The 20,157-nt window shown below is 38.3% G+C and carries 15 protein-coding genes; 11 read left to right on the top strand and 4 right to left on the bottom strand.

Annotated elements, in window-relative coordinates:
* The first annotated feature begins 128 nt into the window (after positions 1-128).
* Positions 129-773 carry an RDD family protein gene (locus D9O48_RS02885; RefSeq protein WP_126970385.1) on the top strand — a complete coding sequence of 215 codons (645 nt, stop codon included), beginning with the start codon at positions 129-131 and terminating at the stop codon, positions 771-773.
* A gap of 32 nt (positions 774-805) precedes the next feature.
* Positions 806-1,432: an RDD family protein gene (locus D9O48_RS02890; protein ID WP_126970387.1), complete on the top strand. Its 627-nt coding sequence runs from the start codon at positions 806-808 to the stop codon at positions 1,430-1,432.
* A 98-nt stretch (positions 1,433-1,530) separates the two neighbouring features.
* Here the strand turns inward: D9O48_RS02890 and metG are convergent, their stop codons facing one another.
* Positions 1,531-3,606, bottom strand: a complete 2,076-nt coding sequence (metG, locus tag D9O48_RS02895) for a methionine--tRNA ligase (RefSeq protein WP_126970389.1) — start codon at positions 3,604-3,606, stop codon at positions 1,531-1,533.
* 211 nt (positions 3,607-3,817) lie between these two features.
* Here metG and D9O48_RS02900 point away from each other — a divergent pair, with 211 nt between their 5' ends.
* The 3 genes from D9O48_RS02900 (at position 3,818) to D9O48_RS02910 (ending at position 6,937) form a co-directional block, all read left to right on the top strand.
* Positions 3,818-4,837, top strand: a complete 1,020-nt coding sequence (locus tag D9O48_RS02900) for a S66 peptidase family protein (RefSeq protein WP_126970391.1) — start codon at positions 3,818-3,820, stop codon at positions 4,835-4,837.
* A 10-nt stretch (positions 4,838-4,847) separates the two neighbouring features.
* Entirely contained in the window at positions 4,848-5,753 is a 906-nt protein-coding gene (locus D9O48_RS02905; protein ID WP_126970393.1) for a S66 peptidase family protein, read from the top strand.
* 233 nt (positions 5,754-5,986) lie between these two features.
* On the top strand, positions 5,987-6,937 hold the full coding sequence (locus D9O48_RS02910; RefSeq protein WP_126970395.1) for a hydrogen peroxide-inducible genes activator: 951 nt from the start codon (positions 5,987-5,989) through the stop codon (positions 6,935-6,937).
* Positions 6,938-7,259: 322 nt separating this feature from the next.
* On the opposite strand, the gene D9O48_RS02915 is transcribed toward D9O48_RS02910, so the two are convergent.
* Positions 7,260-7,964, bottom strand: coding sequence for an alpha/beta fold hydrolase (locus D9O48_RS02915; RefSeq protein ID WP_126970397.1), 705 nt, complete (start codon positions 7,962-7,964; stop codon positions 7,260-7,262).
* A gap of 25 nt (positions 7,965-7,989) precedes the next feature.
* Positions 7,990-9,966, bottom strand: a complete 1,977-nt coding sequence (locus D9O48_RS02920; protein WP_126970399.1) for a KUP/HAK/KT family potassium transporter — start codon at positions 9,964-9,966, stop codon at positions 7,990-7,992.
* A gap of 162 nt (positions 9,967-10,128) precedes the next feature.
* Here D9O48_RS02920 and D9O48_RS02925 point away from each other — a divergent pair, with 162 nt between their 5' ends.
* From D9O48_RS02925 to D9O48_RS02940, 4 genes are all read left to right on the top strand, one after another.
* Positions 10,129-11,685 (top strand): hypothetical protein, encoded by a 1,557-nt coding sequence (locus D9O48_RS02925; RefSeq protein ID WP_126970401.1) that lies wholly within the window; start codon positions 10,129-10,131, stop codon positions 11,683-11,685.
* Between the two features lie 18 nt (positions 11,686-11,703).
* Positions 11,704-12,681: a DUF6427 family protein gene (locus D9O48_RS02930; protein ID WP_126970402.1), complete on the top strand. Its 978-nt coding sequence runs from the start codon at positions 11,704-11,706 to the stop codon at positions 12,679-12,681.
* Between the two features lie 335 nt (positions 12,682-13,016).
* On the top strand, positions 13,017-13,472 hold the full coding sequence (locus D9O48_RS02935) for a protein-disulfide reductase DsbD domain-containing protein (protein ID WP_126970404.1): 456 nt from the start codon (positions 13,017-13,019) through the stop codon (positions 13,470-13,472).
* Between the two features lie 76 nt (positions 13,473-13,548).
* Entirely contained in the window at positions 13,549-15,504 is a 1,956-nt protein-coding gene (locus D9O48_RS02940) for a protein-disulfide reductase DsbD family protein (protein ID WP_126970406.1), read from the top strand.
* A gap of 343 nt (positions 15,505-15,847) precedes the next feature.
* Here D9O48_RS02940 and D9O48_RS02945 read toward each other — a convergent pair whose 3' ends face one another.
* Positions 15,848-16,429, bottom strand: a complete 582-nt coding sequence (locus D9O48_RS02945; protein WP_126970408.1) for an RNA polymerase sigma factor — start codon at positions 16,427-16,429, stop codon at positions 15,848-15,850.
* Between the two features lie 261 nt (positions 16,430-16,690).
* Here D9O48_RS02945 and uvrA point away from each other — a divergent pair, with 261 nt between their 5' ends.
* The gene (gene uvrA, locus D9O48_RS02950; RefSeq protein WP_126970410.1) at positions 16,691-19,492 is read left to right on the top strand and encodes an excinuclease ABC subunit UvrA; all 2,802 of its coding nucleotides are present in this window, start codon (positions 16,691-16,693) and stop codon (positions 19,490-19,492) included.
* A 167-nt stretch (positions 19,493-19,659) separates the two neighbouring features.
* Complete coding sequence (locus D9O48_RS02955) at positions 19,660-20,145, top strand: hypothetical protein (RefSeq protein ID WP_126970412.1); 486 nt, start codon at positions 19,660-19,662, stop codon at positions 20,143-20,145.
* Positions 20,146-20,157: the final 12 nt, after the last annotated feature.

The following is a 20,157-nucleotide window of genomic DNA, read 5'->3' on the forward strand; positions in this document are numbered from 1 at the left end:
ACGACAGCATTTTCTATTTTATAGATAAATATCAAATTATAGATTAATTGAGTAAAAAGTTCTATCACCGATAGAACTTTTTTGCTTATTTTGATATTTCACCCACCCCCTAAACAATAAATATTTGAATGAATAATAGCAAAATACCTCTTCAGATAGAGGGAGTTAATGCAACTTTATATGCAGGTTTCTGGAGAAGACTGGGTTCAATACTACTGGATGTTATTATAATGATTCCATGGATTTATATCCTCCATAGCATTCAGTCAATTAGTATTACTGCTTATTATCTGACTATACCGCTGGCTTTGGCTTTTGTCTTTTTCTATAATATCTTTCTGGTAAAACGATTTGGAGGAACACCGGGAAAACTTGCATTGAATATTAAAATTCTTAAACTTAACGGAGAGGATGTTACATGGCGCGAGGCTGTATTAAGAGAAAGTGTAAACATACTTATTGCCTTATTTACTCAGGCTATTATTATTTACTCACTGTCTCAGGCAAACGATGCGCACTATCGCTCTTTAACTTTTGTAGAGAGGGCCGAATATTTATTGGCACTGGCGCCTGCTTTGTTTACAATAAATACATGGCTTAGTAATGTATGGGTATACAGCGAATTGGTTGTATTACTCACAAACAAGAGAAGACGTTCTATTCATGACTTTATTGCGGGAACTGTTGTGGTGAATGAAAAATACGTACATAAAATAAGGGTATACATGAGTGCCGGGAAGAATGAACAGGTGAATGCAGATACACAATTCTAACTATTACTATAAAAAAATAAAACCGGAACTAAATGACTGACAAAATAATTCCCGTAACCATTGAACGATTAAATGATGATATCTATGCAGGTTTTTGGCCAAGGTTTGCTTCTTTATTCATTGATGGCATAATCATTAAAGCAGCTTTTTGGCTGGTATCGCTGCTGAATAACTACTTATATGTTCCGCTATTGCTGGAAGTTGTATTTACTGTTTTTTATTATGTATACCTCGTACAACATTATGGAGGTACGCCCGGAAAACGAATTATGAATATAAGAATTATAAAGTTGAATGGAGAGGATGTATCCTGGAAAGAAGCTTTGATGAGAGAGTCGGTAAATCTATTGGTGCTTATTATTTTTAATGCCGCAATGATCTATATAATCTCGCAGGCAAATAAAGGCGTTTTTGATTATTATGAACTAGTCGCAATACTGGAAGGGGTAAGCGACCACTGGTTAGCTTATACCATGATTATTCTGCAAACCTTAACTGTTTTATGGGTGTTGAGTGAGCTGGTAACGTTATTGTTAAATAAAAGAAAACAAGCTTTGCATGATTTTCTCGCTGGAACAGTAGTTGTGAAAGATATTTACATCGATGATATCAGAGAGGAAATGAGTGATAAACAGCAGCAATCAACAGTCAGTGAATAACTCAATAAATTCAGATACATATTATTTAAACTTGAATGATAAAAAAGTCCGGTACCAGAGCTGGTACCGGACTTTACTTATTTATATATATATATAAATTAATTGACCGTATTTCCTTCCTTTCCTGAACCATCCGGATTTACAAACAATAGTTTTCCTTCTGCATCTTCTGCCATCAATATCATCCCGTTACTTTCAATTCCTTTCATTTTACGGGGAGCCAGATTGGCCACTACCACTACTTGTTTGCCTATGATTTCTTCAGCATTGTGATGTAAGGCAATACCCGAAACGACCGTTCTTACTTCAAATCCAAGATCAATTTCTAATTTCAGTAACTTGTCAGCTTTGGCTACTTTTTCTGCTGATTTAATAGTACCTACGCGTAAATCGATTTTGGCAAAATCATCAAACTGAATGGTATCTTTTAATGCGGGAGAAGTAGGCGCTTCCGCTACCGGCGCAGCAGCTGGTTTTACCAGTCCTGATTTTAATTTTTCTACCTGTGCCGTGATCTCTGTATCTTCTATTTTACGGAACAATAACTGAGGCTCGCGTAATGAATAGCCGACGCTTAAAAGTTTAGCCTTTCCTGCATTTTCCCAATCCAGCATTTTATCTACTACCTTCATCATGTATAACATCTTTTGTGCAATAGACGGTAAAAACGGGTTGATCAGAATACTCAGGTTGGCCGTTAATTGTAAACAAATATGTAAACAGTTATCTATTAACTTTTGATTCTCCGGTTTCTCTGCTAATGATTTTGCAACGATCCAGGGTTCTTTGTCCTGCATGTATTTATTTCCTTTTCTCGCCAGGTCAATCACTTCAAACAGGGCATCTCTGAATTTGAACTGTTCAATCAGCTCAGCTACTCTCTTTGCTGCTGTTTCAAATTCATTCATCATCGTTTTATCCGCATCGTCGGCGATATCGGTATGAAATGCAGGAACTTTACCTCCGCACAGTTTGTGCATTAATACAAACGTTCTGTTTACAAAGTTGCCGAAAATAGCTACCAGCTCACTGTTATTCTTGTCCTGAAAATCTTTCCAGGTAAAATCATTGTCTTTGGTTTCTGGAGCATTTGAACAAAGTACATAACGTAATGCATCCTGCATATCCGGAAAATCCTGTACATATTCATGTACCCATACCGCCCAGTTTCTGGAAGTGGATACTTTTTCTCCTTCAATGTTCAAAAACTCATTTGCAGGAACATTATCCGGTAAAACAAAACCACCATGTGCTTTTAACATGGCCGGGAATATGATACAATGAAATACAATATTGTCTTTTCCTATGAAATGTACCAGTTTCGTATCTTCCTGGCACCAGTAATCTGCCCACTTGTCGGTTAGTTCTTTTGTAGCGGAAATATATCCGATCGGCGCATCAAACCATACATACAATACCTTTCCGTCAGCACCTTCAATCGGAACTTTTACACCCCAATTGCTATCACGCGTCATTGCACGTGATTGTAATCCGTTGTCTAACCAACTCTTACATTGGCCTAATACGTTATTCTTCCACTCCGGATGTCCGTTTACAATCCAATCTTTCAGAAATGCTTCATAATTCTGTAACGGAAAATACCAGTGCCTGGTTTTTTTCTTCACAGGAGTGGCATCACTTAATGTTGAACGCGGATTAATGAGTTGTTCCGGACTTAAACTTGTTCCACACTTTTCACACTGATCGCCATAGGCATTTTCATTCGCACAAACAGGACAAGTTCCTACTATATATCTGTCTGCTAAAAAAGTATTGGTTTTTTCATCATAATACTGTTCACTCTCTTTTTCTTCAAACAAACCCTCATCATACAATTTTCTAAAGAATGCTGCAGATGTTTCGTGATGAATCTGATTAGAAGTACGTGAATATATATCAAATGAGATACCCATCTGCTCAAAACTTTCTTTGATCAGCGCGTGGTATTTGTCTACAACCTGTTGAGGAGTAGTACCTTCTTTCATTGCACGGATTGTAATCGGAACGCCATGTTCGTCACTGCCACCAATGAATAGGATATCTTCTTTTTTCGCTCTTTGAAAACGAACATAAATGTCGGCAGGCAGATAACATCCCGCCAGGTGTCCAATATGAACCGGTCCATTCGCATACGGCAAAGCCGCGGTTACCAAATATCTCTTCGGATTTGTCATTGTTATTCAGTTTGTTGTTGCCCTAATGAGGGGCAGGTGCAAAAATACCGATTTCCGTTAAATTAGAAGAGAAGGCTTTTGGGGAATTAGGAATTAATAATGAATAATGAAGAATGGGGGGGGGCAGGGCTGCATGATTACCGGCACAACACCACACAAAGCCTTTGAACTATCCTTTCGGATTTCGTAAAAGTTTGAATAACTTTAGAATATGAACCGTAAAAAATTTATTAGTGCCTGTTTAACAACAGGTCTGTCTGTACCTTTACTGGGTTTTGAGGCTACGGTAACAGATGCGGTGGCAGGTAAGCAACCTAAGTATTTAAAAAAAGGTGACCTGATCGGAATCACTTCTCCCGCAGGTTATTTAATGAAAGAGCGGGTGTTACCTGCAATAGAACGCTTACAGGAGTGGGGCTTTAAAGTTAAAATAGGATCAGCTATCGGCCAGCGTGAATATACGTTCGGCGGAACGGATGAGGTACGTACACAAGATTTTCAACAAATGTTAGATGACCCCGATATTAAAGCCATTCTGTGTGCAAGGGGTGGATATGGCTTTTCCCGGATCATTGACCGCCTTGATTTCACCAGATTTGCGCAGCATCCGAAATGGATTATCGGATTCAGCGATATTACCGTTTTGCACAGCCATCTCAATAAACAGCTGGGCATTGCATCAATACATGCTAAAATGTGTAACAGCTTTCCTGAAAACTGGACGGCTGCCACAGGGGTACAAAGAGCTACCATTGACTCGATCAGAAGTGCATTGACAGGCGAAAAAATGGAATACCCCGCTCCAAAAACTATTTTTAACCGGCCCGGAACTGCCAAAGGTATCCTCGTAGGTGGTAACCTGAAAATTATAGAATCAATGGGTGGTACGCCCTCTGACCTCGATACCAAAGGAAAAATTTTGTTTGTGGAAGATGTCAGCGAACCTTTATACAGCATCGACCGCATGTTCTGGAATCTTAAACGTTCGGGAAAATTATCAGCACTGGCAGGGCTGATAGTGGGTGGATTTAAAATCAAACCCGACCCGCCTGATGAAATATTCGGAATAGAACTCACAGAAATCGTTACAAATCTTGTAAAAGAATATAATTATCCGGTATGTTTTGATTTTCCGGTTGGACATCAAGTAGATAACTTTGCGCTCAAATGTGGTATTGAACATGAATTGACCGTTAACAATGACGGAACCATTTTAAGAGCATTACATTAAATTAATAAGTATGATTACTGTTCCTAAGAACATCAAACCAGGTGATAAAATCGGAATTGTTTGCCCGGCAGGATACATGGAATACACACGTATCGAAGCGTGTAAAAAACAACTGGAAGAATGGGGGTTTGAAGTAGTGGTGGGGAAAACCGTTGGCAGCAGTTCGGAAACCTATTTTTCAGGAACAGACGAAGAACGGTTAGAAGATCTGCAACAAATGATGGATGATTCATCAATCAAAGCCATTGTATGCGGAAGAGGCGGATACGGAACAGTCAGAATCGTAGACCAGATCAGTTTTAAGAAATTTAAAAAACGCCCTAAATGGATCGTGGGTTATAGTGATATTACTATTTTACTCAATCACCTGTTGGCAAAACACAAAATAGCCAGTATTCATGGGCCAATGGCCGGAGCCTTTAATAACGGCGAAGAAGGAAAACCATTTAACGACAGTTTACTGGGAGCCTTAACCGGTAAAAGAAGCAATTACGTGGTTGAACCGCATCCTTACAATAAAAAAGGAGTTTGCGTTGGTGAACTAACAGGCGGTAACCTCTCGCTGCTTGTCAATACAATCGGCACTAAAAGTGAAGTGAAAACGAAAAATAAAATACTTTTTATTGAAGAAGTAGGAGAGCTCAAGTATACAATCGACAGAATGTTCTGGCAACTGAAACGTGCCGGTAAATTCGACGATCTGTCGGGTTTGATCATAGGTGGTTTTAGTGAAACCAGAGATACGGTTCGCCCTTACGGAAAAGATGTAATTGATATTATTCATGAAATAGTAAAAGACTATCCGTATCCGATCTGTTACGGGTTTCCCGTAAGCCATGAAAAAGATAATGTTGCCTTACGCATCGGAATGGGGCACCGTTTACGGGTAGGAAGCAATAAAGTGATTCTGGATTAAAATATTCCCCCTTCTTAAAAGATACGAAAAAAGAATTAGTTTTACGAATATGTATTAACGTTATATATAAAATCTTGAAACCTCTTCACGCGAAGAGGTTTTTTGTACCTCTAACCTCAACTCCGGATGAATTCGCTTGATAATCAACACTTCACCTGATCTTCAATACGATCATAAATTCTTAATAAGATAAATTTATCAAAGACGTATCTTTATAGATAAAATCTATTGAAATGACCTTTATTCAACTCGAATACATTGTGGCGGTGGATACCTACAGGCATTTTGCAGAGGCGGCAAACAGATGTTTTGTTACGCAGCCGACATTGAGCATGCAAATTCAAAAGCTGGAAGATGAGTTGAAGGTGAAGATTTTTGATCGCTCGAAACAACCGGTCATGCCCACTGAAATAGGAAAGACTATTATTGAACAGGCACGTACCTTATTAGCCGATAAAGAAAGATTGTTTGAAACGGTAAATGAACATAAAGGCATTTTATCAGGTGAGTTGAAAATTGGTATTATCCCTACGCTGGCTCCCTATCTGCTCCCATTGTTTATTCAACGTTTTAATAAGAGTTATCCGAATGTAAAACTGATCGTTCAGGAAGGAATTACCACACAGATTATTCAGCTGCTGAAAGAAGGTGTACTGGATGCCGGAGTGGTAGTTACACCTTTAAATGAAAAAGGAATTTCAGAACATGTTTTGTTCTATGAAGAACTGTTGGTATATGCTTCTAAGTCTAATCAGACCTATAAAAAAAATTATGTTCTGGCAAAGGATATTGATCCGAATGAGCTTTGGTTGTTAGAAGAAGGGCATTGTTTCCGGTCGCAGATCATGAATCTCTGCGAACTGCGAAAAGATTCATTGATTAAAGAACAATTTGAGTACCGTGCTGGTAGTATCGAAGCTTTACGCAGAATGGTCGAACTCAATGAAGGCATCACTATTCTGCCTGAATTGTCGGTAGAAGATATGGACCCTAAACGTAAAAAAATGATCCGGCCTTTTAAAAAACCGCAACCCATGCGTGAAGTTTCTATTATTACACACCGCGACTTTGTTAAAAAAAGAATGATAGAAGCATTAGCCTCTACCATTCTGCAATCTGTTCCCGAAAAAGTATTGAGTAATTCTAAAAATAATATTGTTAAAATCAAAGAAGTGGAAAGCTGATTTTTAACCATTAAGAATTAAGAAGCTCCTGCCGCTTCGCTTTGTATCATTCTATCTGTTAATTGCAATTAAAACAGGAAGAAGATGAAGTTGAAAAGCGAATCAAGTGCTGTCTTCCGCGCTGTTTTACCTTCATACCTTCATTCTCTTCATGTTTCTCATTACAATTTAAACAGGAAGGTAATGAAGCTGAAAAGCCAATGAAGTGCTGTTTTCTGCGCTGCTTTACCTTCATACCTTCATTCTCTTCATGTTTCCCATTTAACATTTCAAACATAGGACGAATTTAGAATTTAAGCTGTTTTGCCGTTGAGAGCTAACCTTATAAATCTTTTATCGATTTTATCGCCATCGTATTACGCGCACCCGATGCTACCCAGTCAGGTATCTTCATCTTTTCATCTATCACTACTACCGGTGCTATTACTTCTTTCAGATAATCTTCCGTTGCGAATTTATAATTCAGCATTCTTTTTAACGGGTAGATAGGTAACGCAATAAAGTCTTTGTAATGAGCGATCGGATGTTCCAATACAACAGCTTTTACATCTTTTTTGGTTGCTACATAGGCTGCTACCGCACTACCCAGTTCGTTACCATACAAAATAATATCTTTGGGTTCATAGCGTGCACGGGCAAATGTATAAGCGGTGAGCGCTCTGAAATATACACTGTCTTCTGTGAAAGAACCTTTACTGGTACCGTATCCGGGATAATCCATCGCAATTACTTCATATCCTTCGTCCGGAATATTTTCAAAACGTTGTTTTTGTGACCATACGTTTCCTTTTCTGCTGCCAAAGTAAAGTACCACTCCTTTCGGGGAGTCTTTAGGAAGTACCTGTAACAGGTGCATTCCTGATTGCTGATTTATGGGAATATCTATATTCCTCCATTCATGTTTTAATGTGTACGCTACTTTTTCATTATTGGGCTTGAATATCCATTTCTCATGGAAATGATAAATCAAAATTCCCCCTAAACAATATACTATAATGAGTACCTGAATAATTGCTTTTCTGCTCATGATCGTTCTTTAATCAGCTGCAAAGCTAGTGATTCAAATCTACTCTTTTCATATTCAATTTGGCAATAGGCTTTACGATCAGCGGAAATTTCTCAATAATAACCGAACTGGCTTCGAGTCCGAAGGCTTTTTCTTCTGTTAAGCTGAAGTGTTTTAGCCAGAAAAATGATTTCATAATCACCTGTTCGGAGAGTGGCAGTTCATTTTCCTGACTGAGAAACTTCTCTGAAACGATAAACTGGAAGTCTCCCGGAACATTATTTTTCTCCAGGCTATCGTAACGGCTGGTGATATTTACCTCTTTTTTGTCTACCAGGTCAGCCACTACCTGTTTGAACATCACATATATTCTGGGTTGAATTCTGAACCCGAGGCGGAACTCTACCCTGATGATTTTATTCGGAACAATCTGTTCTACGGTGTATTCGCAGGAATACGGGTCGTCGAGTGTATCAACGTGTATTAACCAATAAATATCGGCTCGTTTCGGTTTGCGGTTTAATATGGAGTAAACGATTTTATGCTCCACTTCTTTGTGATTGTTAGCCGATGTTAAATATACGAGGTGGGTAGCGTATTTAGGCACTGAATTGTCCTGACTAAGTTCTTGTATTTGCGGAATATAGTTTTCAAGGCGTACAAACTCAACATACCTGTTTTTGATTTTTCTGCTTCTGTACCAGATATACATAATACCAAAAAACATACAGGCCACCAGAAAGGTAAAATAACCGCCTTTTTCAAATTTTTGCATCAATGCAATGAAGTAGGTAATTTCTATCACCAGAAAACCCACCAGGAAACAGTAGATCAACCAGGGTTTTACTCTTTTTAGAACAAGGAAGTTGGCAAAGAGTATGGTGGTCGAGATCATCGTCAGGATGATGGCCAGCCCATAAGCGGCTTCCATGGCATTGGATGTTTTGAAATATAATACTACAGCAACACATCCCAGGTACATCATAACGTTGAGGTTCGGAATAAACAGTTGTCCTTTTTCTTCTGAAGGATACCTGATTTTCATTTTGGGCCACAGATTTAAACGCATCGCCTCACTGATCAATGTAAAAGAGCCTGAAATCATGGCCTGGCTCGCAATGATGGCGGCTGTTGTAGCAATAATTACCCCGGCGAGCATAAACCAGTCGGGCATCAGATCATAGAATGCGTGTATTTCATTCGCCGTTCTGAAAGTGTTAGAAATAGTGGCTCCTTCATAATTTTTCAGTAGGGCACTTCCTTGTCCGATATAATTTAGTAGTAAGGTTGACTTTACAAAAATCCAGGTAATGCGGATATTCTTTTTTCCGCAGTGTCCAAGGTCGCTGTACAAAGCCTCAGCACCGGTGGTACAGAGAAACACTGCACCCAAAATCCAGATAGCCTGTGGATATTGGTTCAGAAAGCGGAGCCCCTCGAAAGGGTTAAAAGCTCTCAGGATACTGGGGTCGTCTAAAAGATGTATTGCTCCTAAAATACCCAGCAGCGAAAACCACAAAAACATGATCGGGCCAAAAAGTTTACCGATCGATCCGGTTCCGAACTGTTGCATCAGGAAAAAAATCGACAAAATACCCAGTACGATATAAATCAGGTAAGGTTGCAGATAAGCGAATGAACTGACTTTGGTTAAACCCTCTACTGCCGAAGTAATGGAAATCGGAGGGGTAATAATACCGTCGGCCAGCAAGGTGGCACCACCGATCATAGCCGGAATGACCAGCCACTTCCTTCGCCGGTGTACCAGTGCGTACAAAGAGAAAGTGCCTCCTTCGCCCTTATTATCTGCCCGCAGTACCAGTAAAACATACTTCAGGGTAGTTTGTAGGGTGATTGTCCAGATAATACACGACAAACTGCCGATAATCAGCGCTTCGGTAATAGTTCTGTCGCTGATAATGGCATTAAAAACATACAAAGGGGACGTGCCGATATCTCCGTAAATGATCCCTAAAGCGATCAAAAGGCCGGCGGCTGTGATTTTGCTATTATTATTGTTCACTTGAATTGCTTGAAAGTGTGTTTCTCGGGCCAAATGTATAAATATTTATGAAAATTAAATATTGTAAATACTATGCCTCAAAGCTTACAAAAAACTTAAATTTTTGACCGGAACTTGGGTTCACTTTCTACATTTTGTAAATTGTGGTATAAATAATCAACCATGGTAAGAATTATTGCTCAATCTGCGAAAGCCTGGTGTACGGGTATAATGATGATGTTGGGTACAATCGTAACTGTAAATGCGCAACAAATTACTTATACAGACGAGTCAAATGCGGAGAACATCCGTACTGAGTTCGAAGTGATCGGAAAGGTTGACGAGAATATATTGGTTTTTAAAAATGACCGCGGCCAACGCAAAATCTCAGTTTATGACTTTGATATGCGTCTGCGCGAAAACATACCGCTGCACGCCCGAAATCAAAGCTGGATAAATGTAGATTTTATTCCTTATCCCAGCCACGTATGGATGATTTATCAATATGTTGAAAAAGGAGTGGTGTATTGTATGGCTGCTCAGCTGAATAAAGATGGTCAGCTGGTAAAAGAACCCATTCAATTAGATACGACTAAACTCGGCTGGACGTCAGATTCTAAAATATATTCTACCGTTTTTTCTGATAACAAGCAGAATATCATGGTGTTTAAGGTGAATACACGTAATCCCAAATTACACCTTTTTACCACCCTGCTGTTCAACAGTAACATGCAACTCGAAGAAAAATCATACGTAGATTTTGCTTTGGAAGAGAAAAATGACCAGTATACCGAGTTTTTATTAGATAATCAGGGAAACTTCCTTTTCGGTAGATTCAGAAAAAGAAATAATGATCAGATTAAAGATTTCGGGTTTGTTGTAAAATACCGTGAAGACACAACCTTTAATCTCTATCCGCTGAATTTAAGTGATGTAATTGTTGACGAGGTGGTAATTAAAATTGATAATACCAATAAAAGATATTTATTGAACTCTTTCTACACCCGTCAGCGTCGTGGAAATGTGGAAGGCTTATATATGAACCTGTTTGATGTAACCAACCGTCAGTTTGTATACTCAGATGCTAAAACTTTTAATGATGAAATCCGTCAGAAAGCCAAGTCGGGTAACAGCAATCTGAAAATGGCATTTAATGATTTTTATATCAATAATATTATTATCAGAAAAGACGGCGGTTTTGTAATGGTAACCGAAGAAATGTATGCTTCTTCCAATTACAATGGCCTTAACCGTTGGGATATGATGGGATGGGGCGGATACATGCGTGGCATGTACGGCAGCCCTTACGGTGGTTATTGGCCTTACGGCGGATGGGGTTGGCCTGGTTTCGGAAGATACAATTACTTCAACCGCGAACAACAAAGATTCAACGCTGAAAATATCTCGGTATTCTCTTTTGATAAAGACGGACGATTAGAATGGAACTCTGTCATTGCAAAAAGTCAATATGCTGATAACAACGATAATATGTTGAGTTATGCGATTGTCAATACAGGAGGTCAACTTCACTTTATACACAATACACAGCAACGACGTACCGTTCTATTATCAGATGCCAGTATTGCTCCGGATGGTAGTATAACCACTTATCCGACTTTGAGAAACTTGATGAAAAATGTGCAGTTTATGCCTAAATTTGCAAAACAGGTGGGTTCGAATGTTGTCATTATCCCATGCCAATATAGAAACTCATTGATGTTTGCCAAAGTGGAGCTATAAGGTCAGAACATAAATCCTATGTTAAAAATATTCAAGCAAAAAAACGCTGCTCATCCTATTTTTCTTCTTTTATATGGTTTAATACTGAAATCAGGTTTTTTCAGAGAACCTATCAGTATCACCGTGTCGCCGGAAGATCATCTTTTGTTTAAAGAAGTGGCAGCTTTTTTAAATCCGTCAAAGAGCGGTTCGTATATTTTTAACCTGCTTACATTTATTCTCATCTACATTCAGGCTTTATTGTTTAATAAAGTCATTAATCAGTTCAAGCTTTTAGGAAAACCGAGTTACCTGCCAGCTATGAGTTATGTACTCATCACCAGTCTGGTTCCGTCGTGGAATGAATTTTCAGCCCCTCTGCTGATTAACGGTTTGCTGATATGGTTGTTTTACGGGTTGGCAAAATCCTTTACTTCCAATCAGCCGCGTGCTGATGTGTATAATTTCGGTATTATCGCCGCTGTTATCACGCTACTTTATCAGCCGGCGGTATTGTTTATAGCATTCGTGTTAATCGGCATTTTTGTAATGCGGCCTTTCAGATTTAAAGAATGGCTGATCTGTTTACTGGGCGTACTAACACCTTACTATTTTGTAGCTGTTATTCTCTTTCTGACGGATAAATTCTCGTGGTCGGTGATCTTACCTGACCTCGATTTTCACCTGCCGGTATTATTAAAAGACCAGAAACTGGTCATTAGTCTCAGTTTATTGATCTTTCCTTTCCTGATGGGGGCTTTCTGGGTACAGGCCAGCCTCAATAAAATGTTGATCCAGGTACGTAAAAGCTGGAGTTTGCTACTGCTGATGATTCTGATTAGTATTACCATCGCCTTACTTAATTTCGAAAATAACCTTAGCGATTGGGTATTAACGGCGGTTCCTTTCGCTGCATTTCATGCTGCAGCTTACCATTATCCTAAAAAAATGTGGTTTGTGTACCTGCTACATTGGGGAACATTCGGATGGTGCGTTTACCAGATGTGGAATTTCTAAACTTACCGGCACCATTTCTCCTTATAAACTATAGCGATCGAACTGTGCAAAATGATTGAAATCAAGAAATTGTATAACTACGATGTGTGATCATAATCACTTTGCTAAAAGTTACAGCGATCAAAAGTTACTGCCTTTTGTAAATCAAAGAACAGGCCTTTGAATGCGTATTAAAAAAAATATATATTTAAGGCGGCTAAGATAAAGAACTGTTAAAATAGTAACTTATCCAGTCGAAAGCCATCTTTTTAAGATTTTTAATCACATCTATTTAAAGACTATTAATTAAATTTGGTAGTTGAGGCTTAAAATAGAATTGTGTAATAAAAAATAATATGAAAAAGTACCTTTTATTTCTCGGTGTATTACTTTTATCAGTAGCAGGTTTTGCACAGTCTTCAAAAGAAGTTAGATGGACTTATACTGCCACTAAAATTGCTGACAAAACGTATGAATTAAAATTTAAAGCGGTAGTAAATCCTCCTTATCACTTATATGCACAGGAAGTGGGAGCGGAAGGGCCTATTCCTACTTCATTTGAGTTTACTAAAAATCCTTTAGTGACTGTTGATGGAAAAGTAGCTGAGAAAGGTACAAAAATCAGTAAACACGAAGCTGTGTGGGGAGGTAAAGTGAATTATTATAAAGGTTCAGTTGAGTTCGTACAGGTAGTAAAATTGAAAACAGCGGCTAAAACAAATGTTGGCGGTACCATTACATTCATGGTATGTTCTGATGAACATTGTCTTTCTCCTTCCGATGTAACTTTCTCTTTAGCTGTCGGAGAGTAATAACTAAATAATATTATAATATTCAAACGGATTCCTCGGAATCCGTTTAATTTATTTCATATAACCAGAATTTGACATGAAACACCAACTCAAATTATTGTTGAGTTTTTTGCTATTGCCTTTTTTGTTTGTACAAGCTCAAACTACTACTCCGGAGTTAAAGTCTTCTCTTAATAAAATCAATGACTCTGTTGCTATACTTACAATCAGTGCTGATCTGCCTGAAGGGTTTAAGTTGTTTACGATTAATGCAGACAATGAAACCGAATTAATTTCTTCTATCCATCTTAGTAAAGAACTTGGAGCGAAATTAATAGAAGGATTTACTGAAAAAGGTGAGTTAAAAATTACTACCGACGATCAACTCAACCAGGTAATTAAATATTTCGAATCAACAGTAGAATATACTGCTAAAGTTGCCTTAGACAGTAGCAATGAAGTGGAAGGATCTTTAGTGTTTTTAGGAAAAGAGGGCGATGGATTTCCAAGTGGTGAAGTGAAGTTTAATGTAATTGCTGATGAAAGTTTTGTGGAAGCAGCGCCTTCTGCCGAATCAGGATCACTCTGGTCATTCTTTTTAGGAGGAATGGCGGCCGGTTTCGGTGCATTCATTATGCCTTGTATTTATGCAATGGTTCCTATTACCGTAAGTTTCTTTACTAAGAGAAGTACCACCCGCCAACAGGGAATCAAAAATGCTATTATTTACTCACTCTCCATCATCGGTATCTTTACTGCGGCCGGTTTTCTAATCACATTGGCTTTCGGCCCCGGTGCATTGAACGCTTTATCGAGCAACGCGATATTCAATATTCTTGTATTTGCGATGTTTTTGGTTTTCGGATTCAGTTTTCTCGGCGCTTTCGAAATTACACTACCGGCTTCATGGAGTTCTAAAATGGATTCTAAAGCCAACTTCAATAGTTATTCAGGAATTTTCTTCATGGCGCTTACGCTGGTGATCGTATCGTTTAGCTGTACAGTTCCGTTTATTGGTTTATTAACCGTATGGACCAGCCGCGGTGGTTTTCTTGCTCCGATCATAGGCTTTGTAGGATTTTCTTTTGCGTTATCACTGCCTTTTGCATTGTTCGCTTTTTTCCCTTCTATGCTGAATAAAATGGCTAAGTCGGGTGGATGGCTGAATACCGTAAAGGTTTCTTTAGGATTTGTTGAACTCGCATTAGCTTTAAAGTTTTTATCGAATGCAGACCTCGCATACCACTGGAGAATTCTCGATAGAGAAGTATATCTGGCATTGTGGATAGTTATTTTCGGTTTACTGGGAATTTACCTGTTAGGTAAATTGAAATTTCATCACGATGATGAACTGCCTAAAAATGATTATGGTATTCCTTATCTGACTGTAACCCGTCTGATGTTTGCAGTAGGTGCATTGTCATTTGCCGTTTATCTGATTCCCGGCTTATGGGGAGCTCCTTTAAAATCTATCAGTGCATGGTTACCGCAAATGAAAACGCAAGACTTTAATCTCAATAATATTACTGTTTCTTCCGGTACAGCGAATGCAAATACAGTTACGTATACACCCGATATTCAACCGAAAAAGTATACCGATATTTTGAAATCTGAAATACCTGGTGTAGTAACATTCTTTGATTATGATGAAGCGGTGATAGCTGCTAAACAATTAAAGAAACCTATACTGATCGACTTTACCGGTCACGCTTGTGCTAATTGCCGTAAAATGGAACAGGAAGTATTAGCCGATAAAGAAGTAATGACTCGCCTGCAAAATGATTTTATCGTAGTATCATTGTATGTAGATGATAAAACCAGGCTTCCGGTGGAAGAAAGATACAAGTCGAAATCAGGACAGGAAGTAAAAACAATAGGCGATAAGAACCTTGACTTTGAGATACAGACCTTCGGACAAAGTGCACAACCTTTATATGTTTTTGTGGATGAGAACGGCAAACTGTTAAAAGATGCCGGTGGGTATGATGCCAGTATTCAAAGGTTTGTGAATATATTGGAAGAGGTAAAAGAAAAATATCATAAGCAGAATTAATCATCAAAAATATTCTCGTAATAAAAAATCCATACAGAAAACTGTATGGATTTTTTATTATAAGTAATGTTAAGTATTCGTAAATAGATATTAAAGTTTTGTAACACTTTAATGGTGAAATATTTTGAGAAAAAGATGAAAATAAAAAAGGCTGTTCTGATAAAGAACAGCCTTTTAATTAGGCGTCATTCTGTTTCAACCTGCTAACTGACAAGCAATTCAATGGAAACACTGTTAGTGGGAGAACCAGAATGACAATATTTTGATTCAATTGTTATTCCGTAACAAATTTAAGCATTGATTTGAATCAAAAATCATTCAAATGTGAAAAAATTATTAAAAACTATAATGCGATATTTTTTTGCATCATCATTTTTCTAAGATTGATCAGGCCGTAACGCATTCTTCCCAATGCAGTATTGATGCTGCAATTTGTAAGTTGTGCGATTTCTTTAAAAGAAAGATCGGCATAATGTCTTAAGATAATCACTTCACGTTGATCTTCTGGCAATAAGTCTAACATCTGACGAACTCTGTCGTGTGATTGTTTTTTCATCATTTTTACATCAGCGCCATCTTCGGTAAAGTTGAGTACTTCGAAAATGTCTCTGTCGTCGCTGGTACGAATAGACGGAGTACGTTTAACTTTTCTGAAATGGTCAACACATAAGTTGTGTGCAATACGCATTGCCCACGGTAAAAATTTACCTTCTTCTGTGTAGCGGCCTGCTCTGACTGTGTCGATGATTTTGATGAGAACGTCCTGGAAGATGTCTTCTGCTAAATACTTATCCTTTACGAGAAATTGAATGGATGTGAACATTTTGTCTTTGTGACGTACAATTAAAACTTCTAAGGCATTAACGTCACCTGCTTGGAAATCCTGGATAAGTTCGTTGTCGGTTTTTTTAGGAAGTGTTGGCATACTTCTACGGTTTATTCGGTTATTGGATGAATATATAGGATTTAAGGTCTTTTTTTTATGGTTTTTCGGGGGCAGAAGCAACTTTTCTTTAGCTTTACCCTAATATCTGAATAATTGGTTAGTTCACTCAGACTTAAAGTAATGGTTCAGGTATCAAAGAAAAGTTTTACAAGTTCAACTTGTTAATTTTCGCGCAGTAAATTTAACAATATAAATTGAAATTTTAGTAGATACTAAGTGTTATTTTGTATTATTTGATATATGTCAAACAAAGTCAAACAACTAAAACAGAAAGAAGATAGTTCAGTTACTGAATTTGATCACATCTATATAAAAGGGGCACGGGTTCATAATCTCAAAAATGTTTCCGTCAGTATTCCCCGAAATCAGTTTGTGGTCGTAACAGGTGTTTCCGGCAGTGGAAAATCTTCGCTGACCATCGATACCTTGTTCGCTGAAGGTCAACGCAGATATGCTGAAAGTATCAGTGCATACGCACGGCAATTTATGTCGAGAATGGAAAAACCGGATGTTGATTACATCAAAGGGCTTTGCCCTGCAATTGCAATCGAACAAAAAGTGATTACCAGAACACCACGGTCAACCGTTGGTAGCATGACTGAAATCTACGATTACCTTCGCTTATTGTTCGCACGCATCGGTATCACCTATTCACCGGTGAGCGGTCAAATTGTGAAAAAGCATGATGTACATGATGTAATTCATGCTATTCAGAAGCTAAAGGAAGGCGATAAGGTGGTTTTACTGATTCCGTTTAAACATCATGCTAACAGAAAACCAACGGAAGAATTAAATATTCTCATTCAAAAAGGATTTTCACGCCTTTACATCGACGGTGCTGTTCAACATATTGAAGAGTTGCTGGAACAGCCTAAATGGAAACCTTCCGACAATACTTATCTGCTGATCGATAGAATTGTAGTGAAAGACTTTGAAGAAGATGATATTCATCGCTTGAGTGATTCGGTTCAAACTGCGTTCTACGAAGGGGAAGGTGAAATGCTGATTGAAATCAATCAAAAGAAAAAATTATACTTCTCAAATAAGTTTGAGTTAGACGGTATCCGCTTTGAGGAACCGGTACCAAATCTGTTTTCGTTTAATAATCCTTTTGGTGCTTGTCCGACTTGCGAAGGATACAGCCAGGTTTTAGGTATTGACGAAGACCTGGTTATTCCCAATAAAAAGTTGAGCCTGTACGAAAATGCTATTGCTCCCTGGAAAGGCGAAAAAATGAGCTGGTGGAAAGATCAGTTTATCAAAGCTGCCAAAAACTTCAGTTTTCCTATTCATAAACCGATAGCAGAGCTTACAAAAGCTCAATACCAGACTTTGTGGAAAGGTAATGAGCATGTGCAAGGCCTCAATGAATTTTTCAGAGAGGTAGAACAGAACCTTTACAAAGTTCAATACAGAGTATTATTGTCGAGATACAGGGGTAGAACCGCTTGTCCTGACTGTGAAGGTTATCGTTTACGCAAAGAGGCATTGTACGTGAAGGTAGGAGATAAGCATATCGGTGAAATTTGTGAAATGCCTATAGGTGAACTGACACAATGGTTCAACGATTTAAAATTATCAGTTTATCAGCAAAGTGTGGCTAAACGTGTACTGATAGAAATAGAGCAACGCTTACAAACACTGTTAGATGTAGGGTTGGGATACCTTACTTTAAACCGCCTGGCAAATACATTAAGCGGTGGGGAATCTCAAAGAATTCAACTGACACGTTCACTCGGATCAAACCTTACTAACTCTTTGTATATTCTTGACGAACCGTCGATCGGGTTACATAGCCGTGATACCGAACGTTTAATAAAAGTACTCAAGTCGTTACGAGACTTAGGAAATACGGTTGTTGTAGTGGAACACGACGAAATGATTATGCGTGAAGCCGATTATATTATCGATATGGGCCCATTAGCGTCTCATCTGGGCGGTGAAGTGGTGGCAGTGGGTAATTATGATGAAATCATCAATAACCCTAAAAGCTTAACCGGAAAATATCTTTCCGGCGCTTTAGCTATTGAACCTCCGGCGGTTACAAGACCCTGGAAAAAAAGTATCCGGGTAGAAGGTGCTTCTCAACATAATCTGAAAGACATTACCGTAGAGTTTCCGCTGAATGTATTCACAACAATCAGTGGTGTTTCCGGTAGCGGAAAAACAACGCTCGTCAAACATATCCTGTATCCCGCCCTTATGCAGGAAATTGGAGAATCCACTACAAAACCCGGAGCATTCTCTAAATTGTCGGGCGATTATAAAACAATCAGCCATGTTGAAATGGTCGATCAGAATCCGATCGGTAAAAGTTCACGATCCAATCCCGTTACATATATTAAAGCTTACGACGAAATCCGTGAATTGTATTCTAAACAACCGTTAAGTAAAATCAGAGGTTACCAGCCAAAACATTTTTCATTTAATGTAGAAGGAGGAAGATGTGAGGCTTGTAAAGGTGAAGGCGAACAGGTAGTGGAAATGCAGTTTCTGGCAGATGTACATTTAACTTGTGAGGTATGTAAAGGAAGAAAATTCAAAGATGAAGTACTGGAAGTTACTTATAAAGAGAAAAACATTTTTGATATTCTTGAAATGAGTGTTGACCAGGCACTTGAGTTTTTTAAAGAGGAAAAAGATATTGTTCAAAAGGTTTCACCATTACAGTCTGTAGGATTGGGATATGTAAAACTCGGCCAGTCAAGTGATACACTCAGCGGTGGGGAGGCACAACGTATTAAACTTGCGAGTTTTCTGGGTAAAGGACGATCGCAGGGGCATGTTTTGTTTATATTTGACGAACCTACTACCGGATTGCATTTTCATGATATCAGTAAATTGCTGAAAAGTTTTCAGGCTTTGATAGAACAGGGGCATACCGTGATTGTGATTGAGCATAATATCGATGTTATACGTTCGGCCGACTGGGTAATTGAAATGGGGCCTGATGCAGGAGACGCCGGCGGCGAATTGGTTTTTGCAGGAACACCTAAAGAATTTAAAAAGGTAAAAAAAGCAGCAACCAGCAAGTTTTTATAAAAAAAAGGGCGGCATAGAAAGGCCGCCACTTTATTATTCGGATATATAAGAGAGAGCAAAAAGTTCTGTACTAAAGTTAAAAAAAATCAGTAGAATTTAAGAAAAAGCCGTCCTGATAAAACAGTTATTTAACAAAGCTTATAGAGTCTAAACCTTTAATTTGTAGAATGAAAAATTTGCTCCTGGTAATAGCTTTTTCGGCTATTTATGTGGTTGGAAACTCGCAAAACCTGAATTACAACGATTTAAGAACAATACTTGATTATAAAGACTTCCAGATCGATACTTTTCTGGTGAAACGTCAATATATCGCCAGCCCGAAAGAACAGGAAGATGATACGTATTATTTCAGATGGACGCACCGGATTGATTCGGCAGGAAAATCATATTATCAATATGTATCTGTCGTAGATGTATATCAGAAGAATGTGAGAAATAGAATGTTGCGTTACGGAACACTCGATAAAATGGAAATGGCAGACATATTAGACGACCTGATTGAAAACGGATATGTGTTTAAGGAACAATTTCAGTTTGATTCACAGATCCACATTTATTATGTAAAGGGCAATGATAAAATTGTAGTAAAACATATTACCATCGAAGCCCGTAACCGGAAGAATACGTTGTATGAATTTGAGTTCGGTTCCTGATCTGAAGATTTG

The sequence above is a fragment of the Gynurincola endophyticus genome (assembly GCF_003991195.1).
GTDB classification, from domain to species: Bacteria; Bacteroidota; Bacteroidia; order Chitinophagales; family Chitinophagaceae; genus Gynurincola; species Gynurincola endophyticus.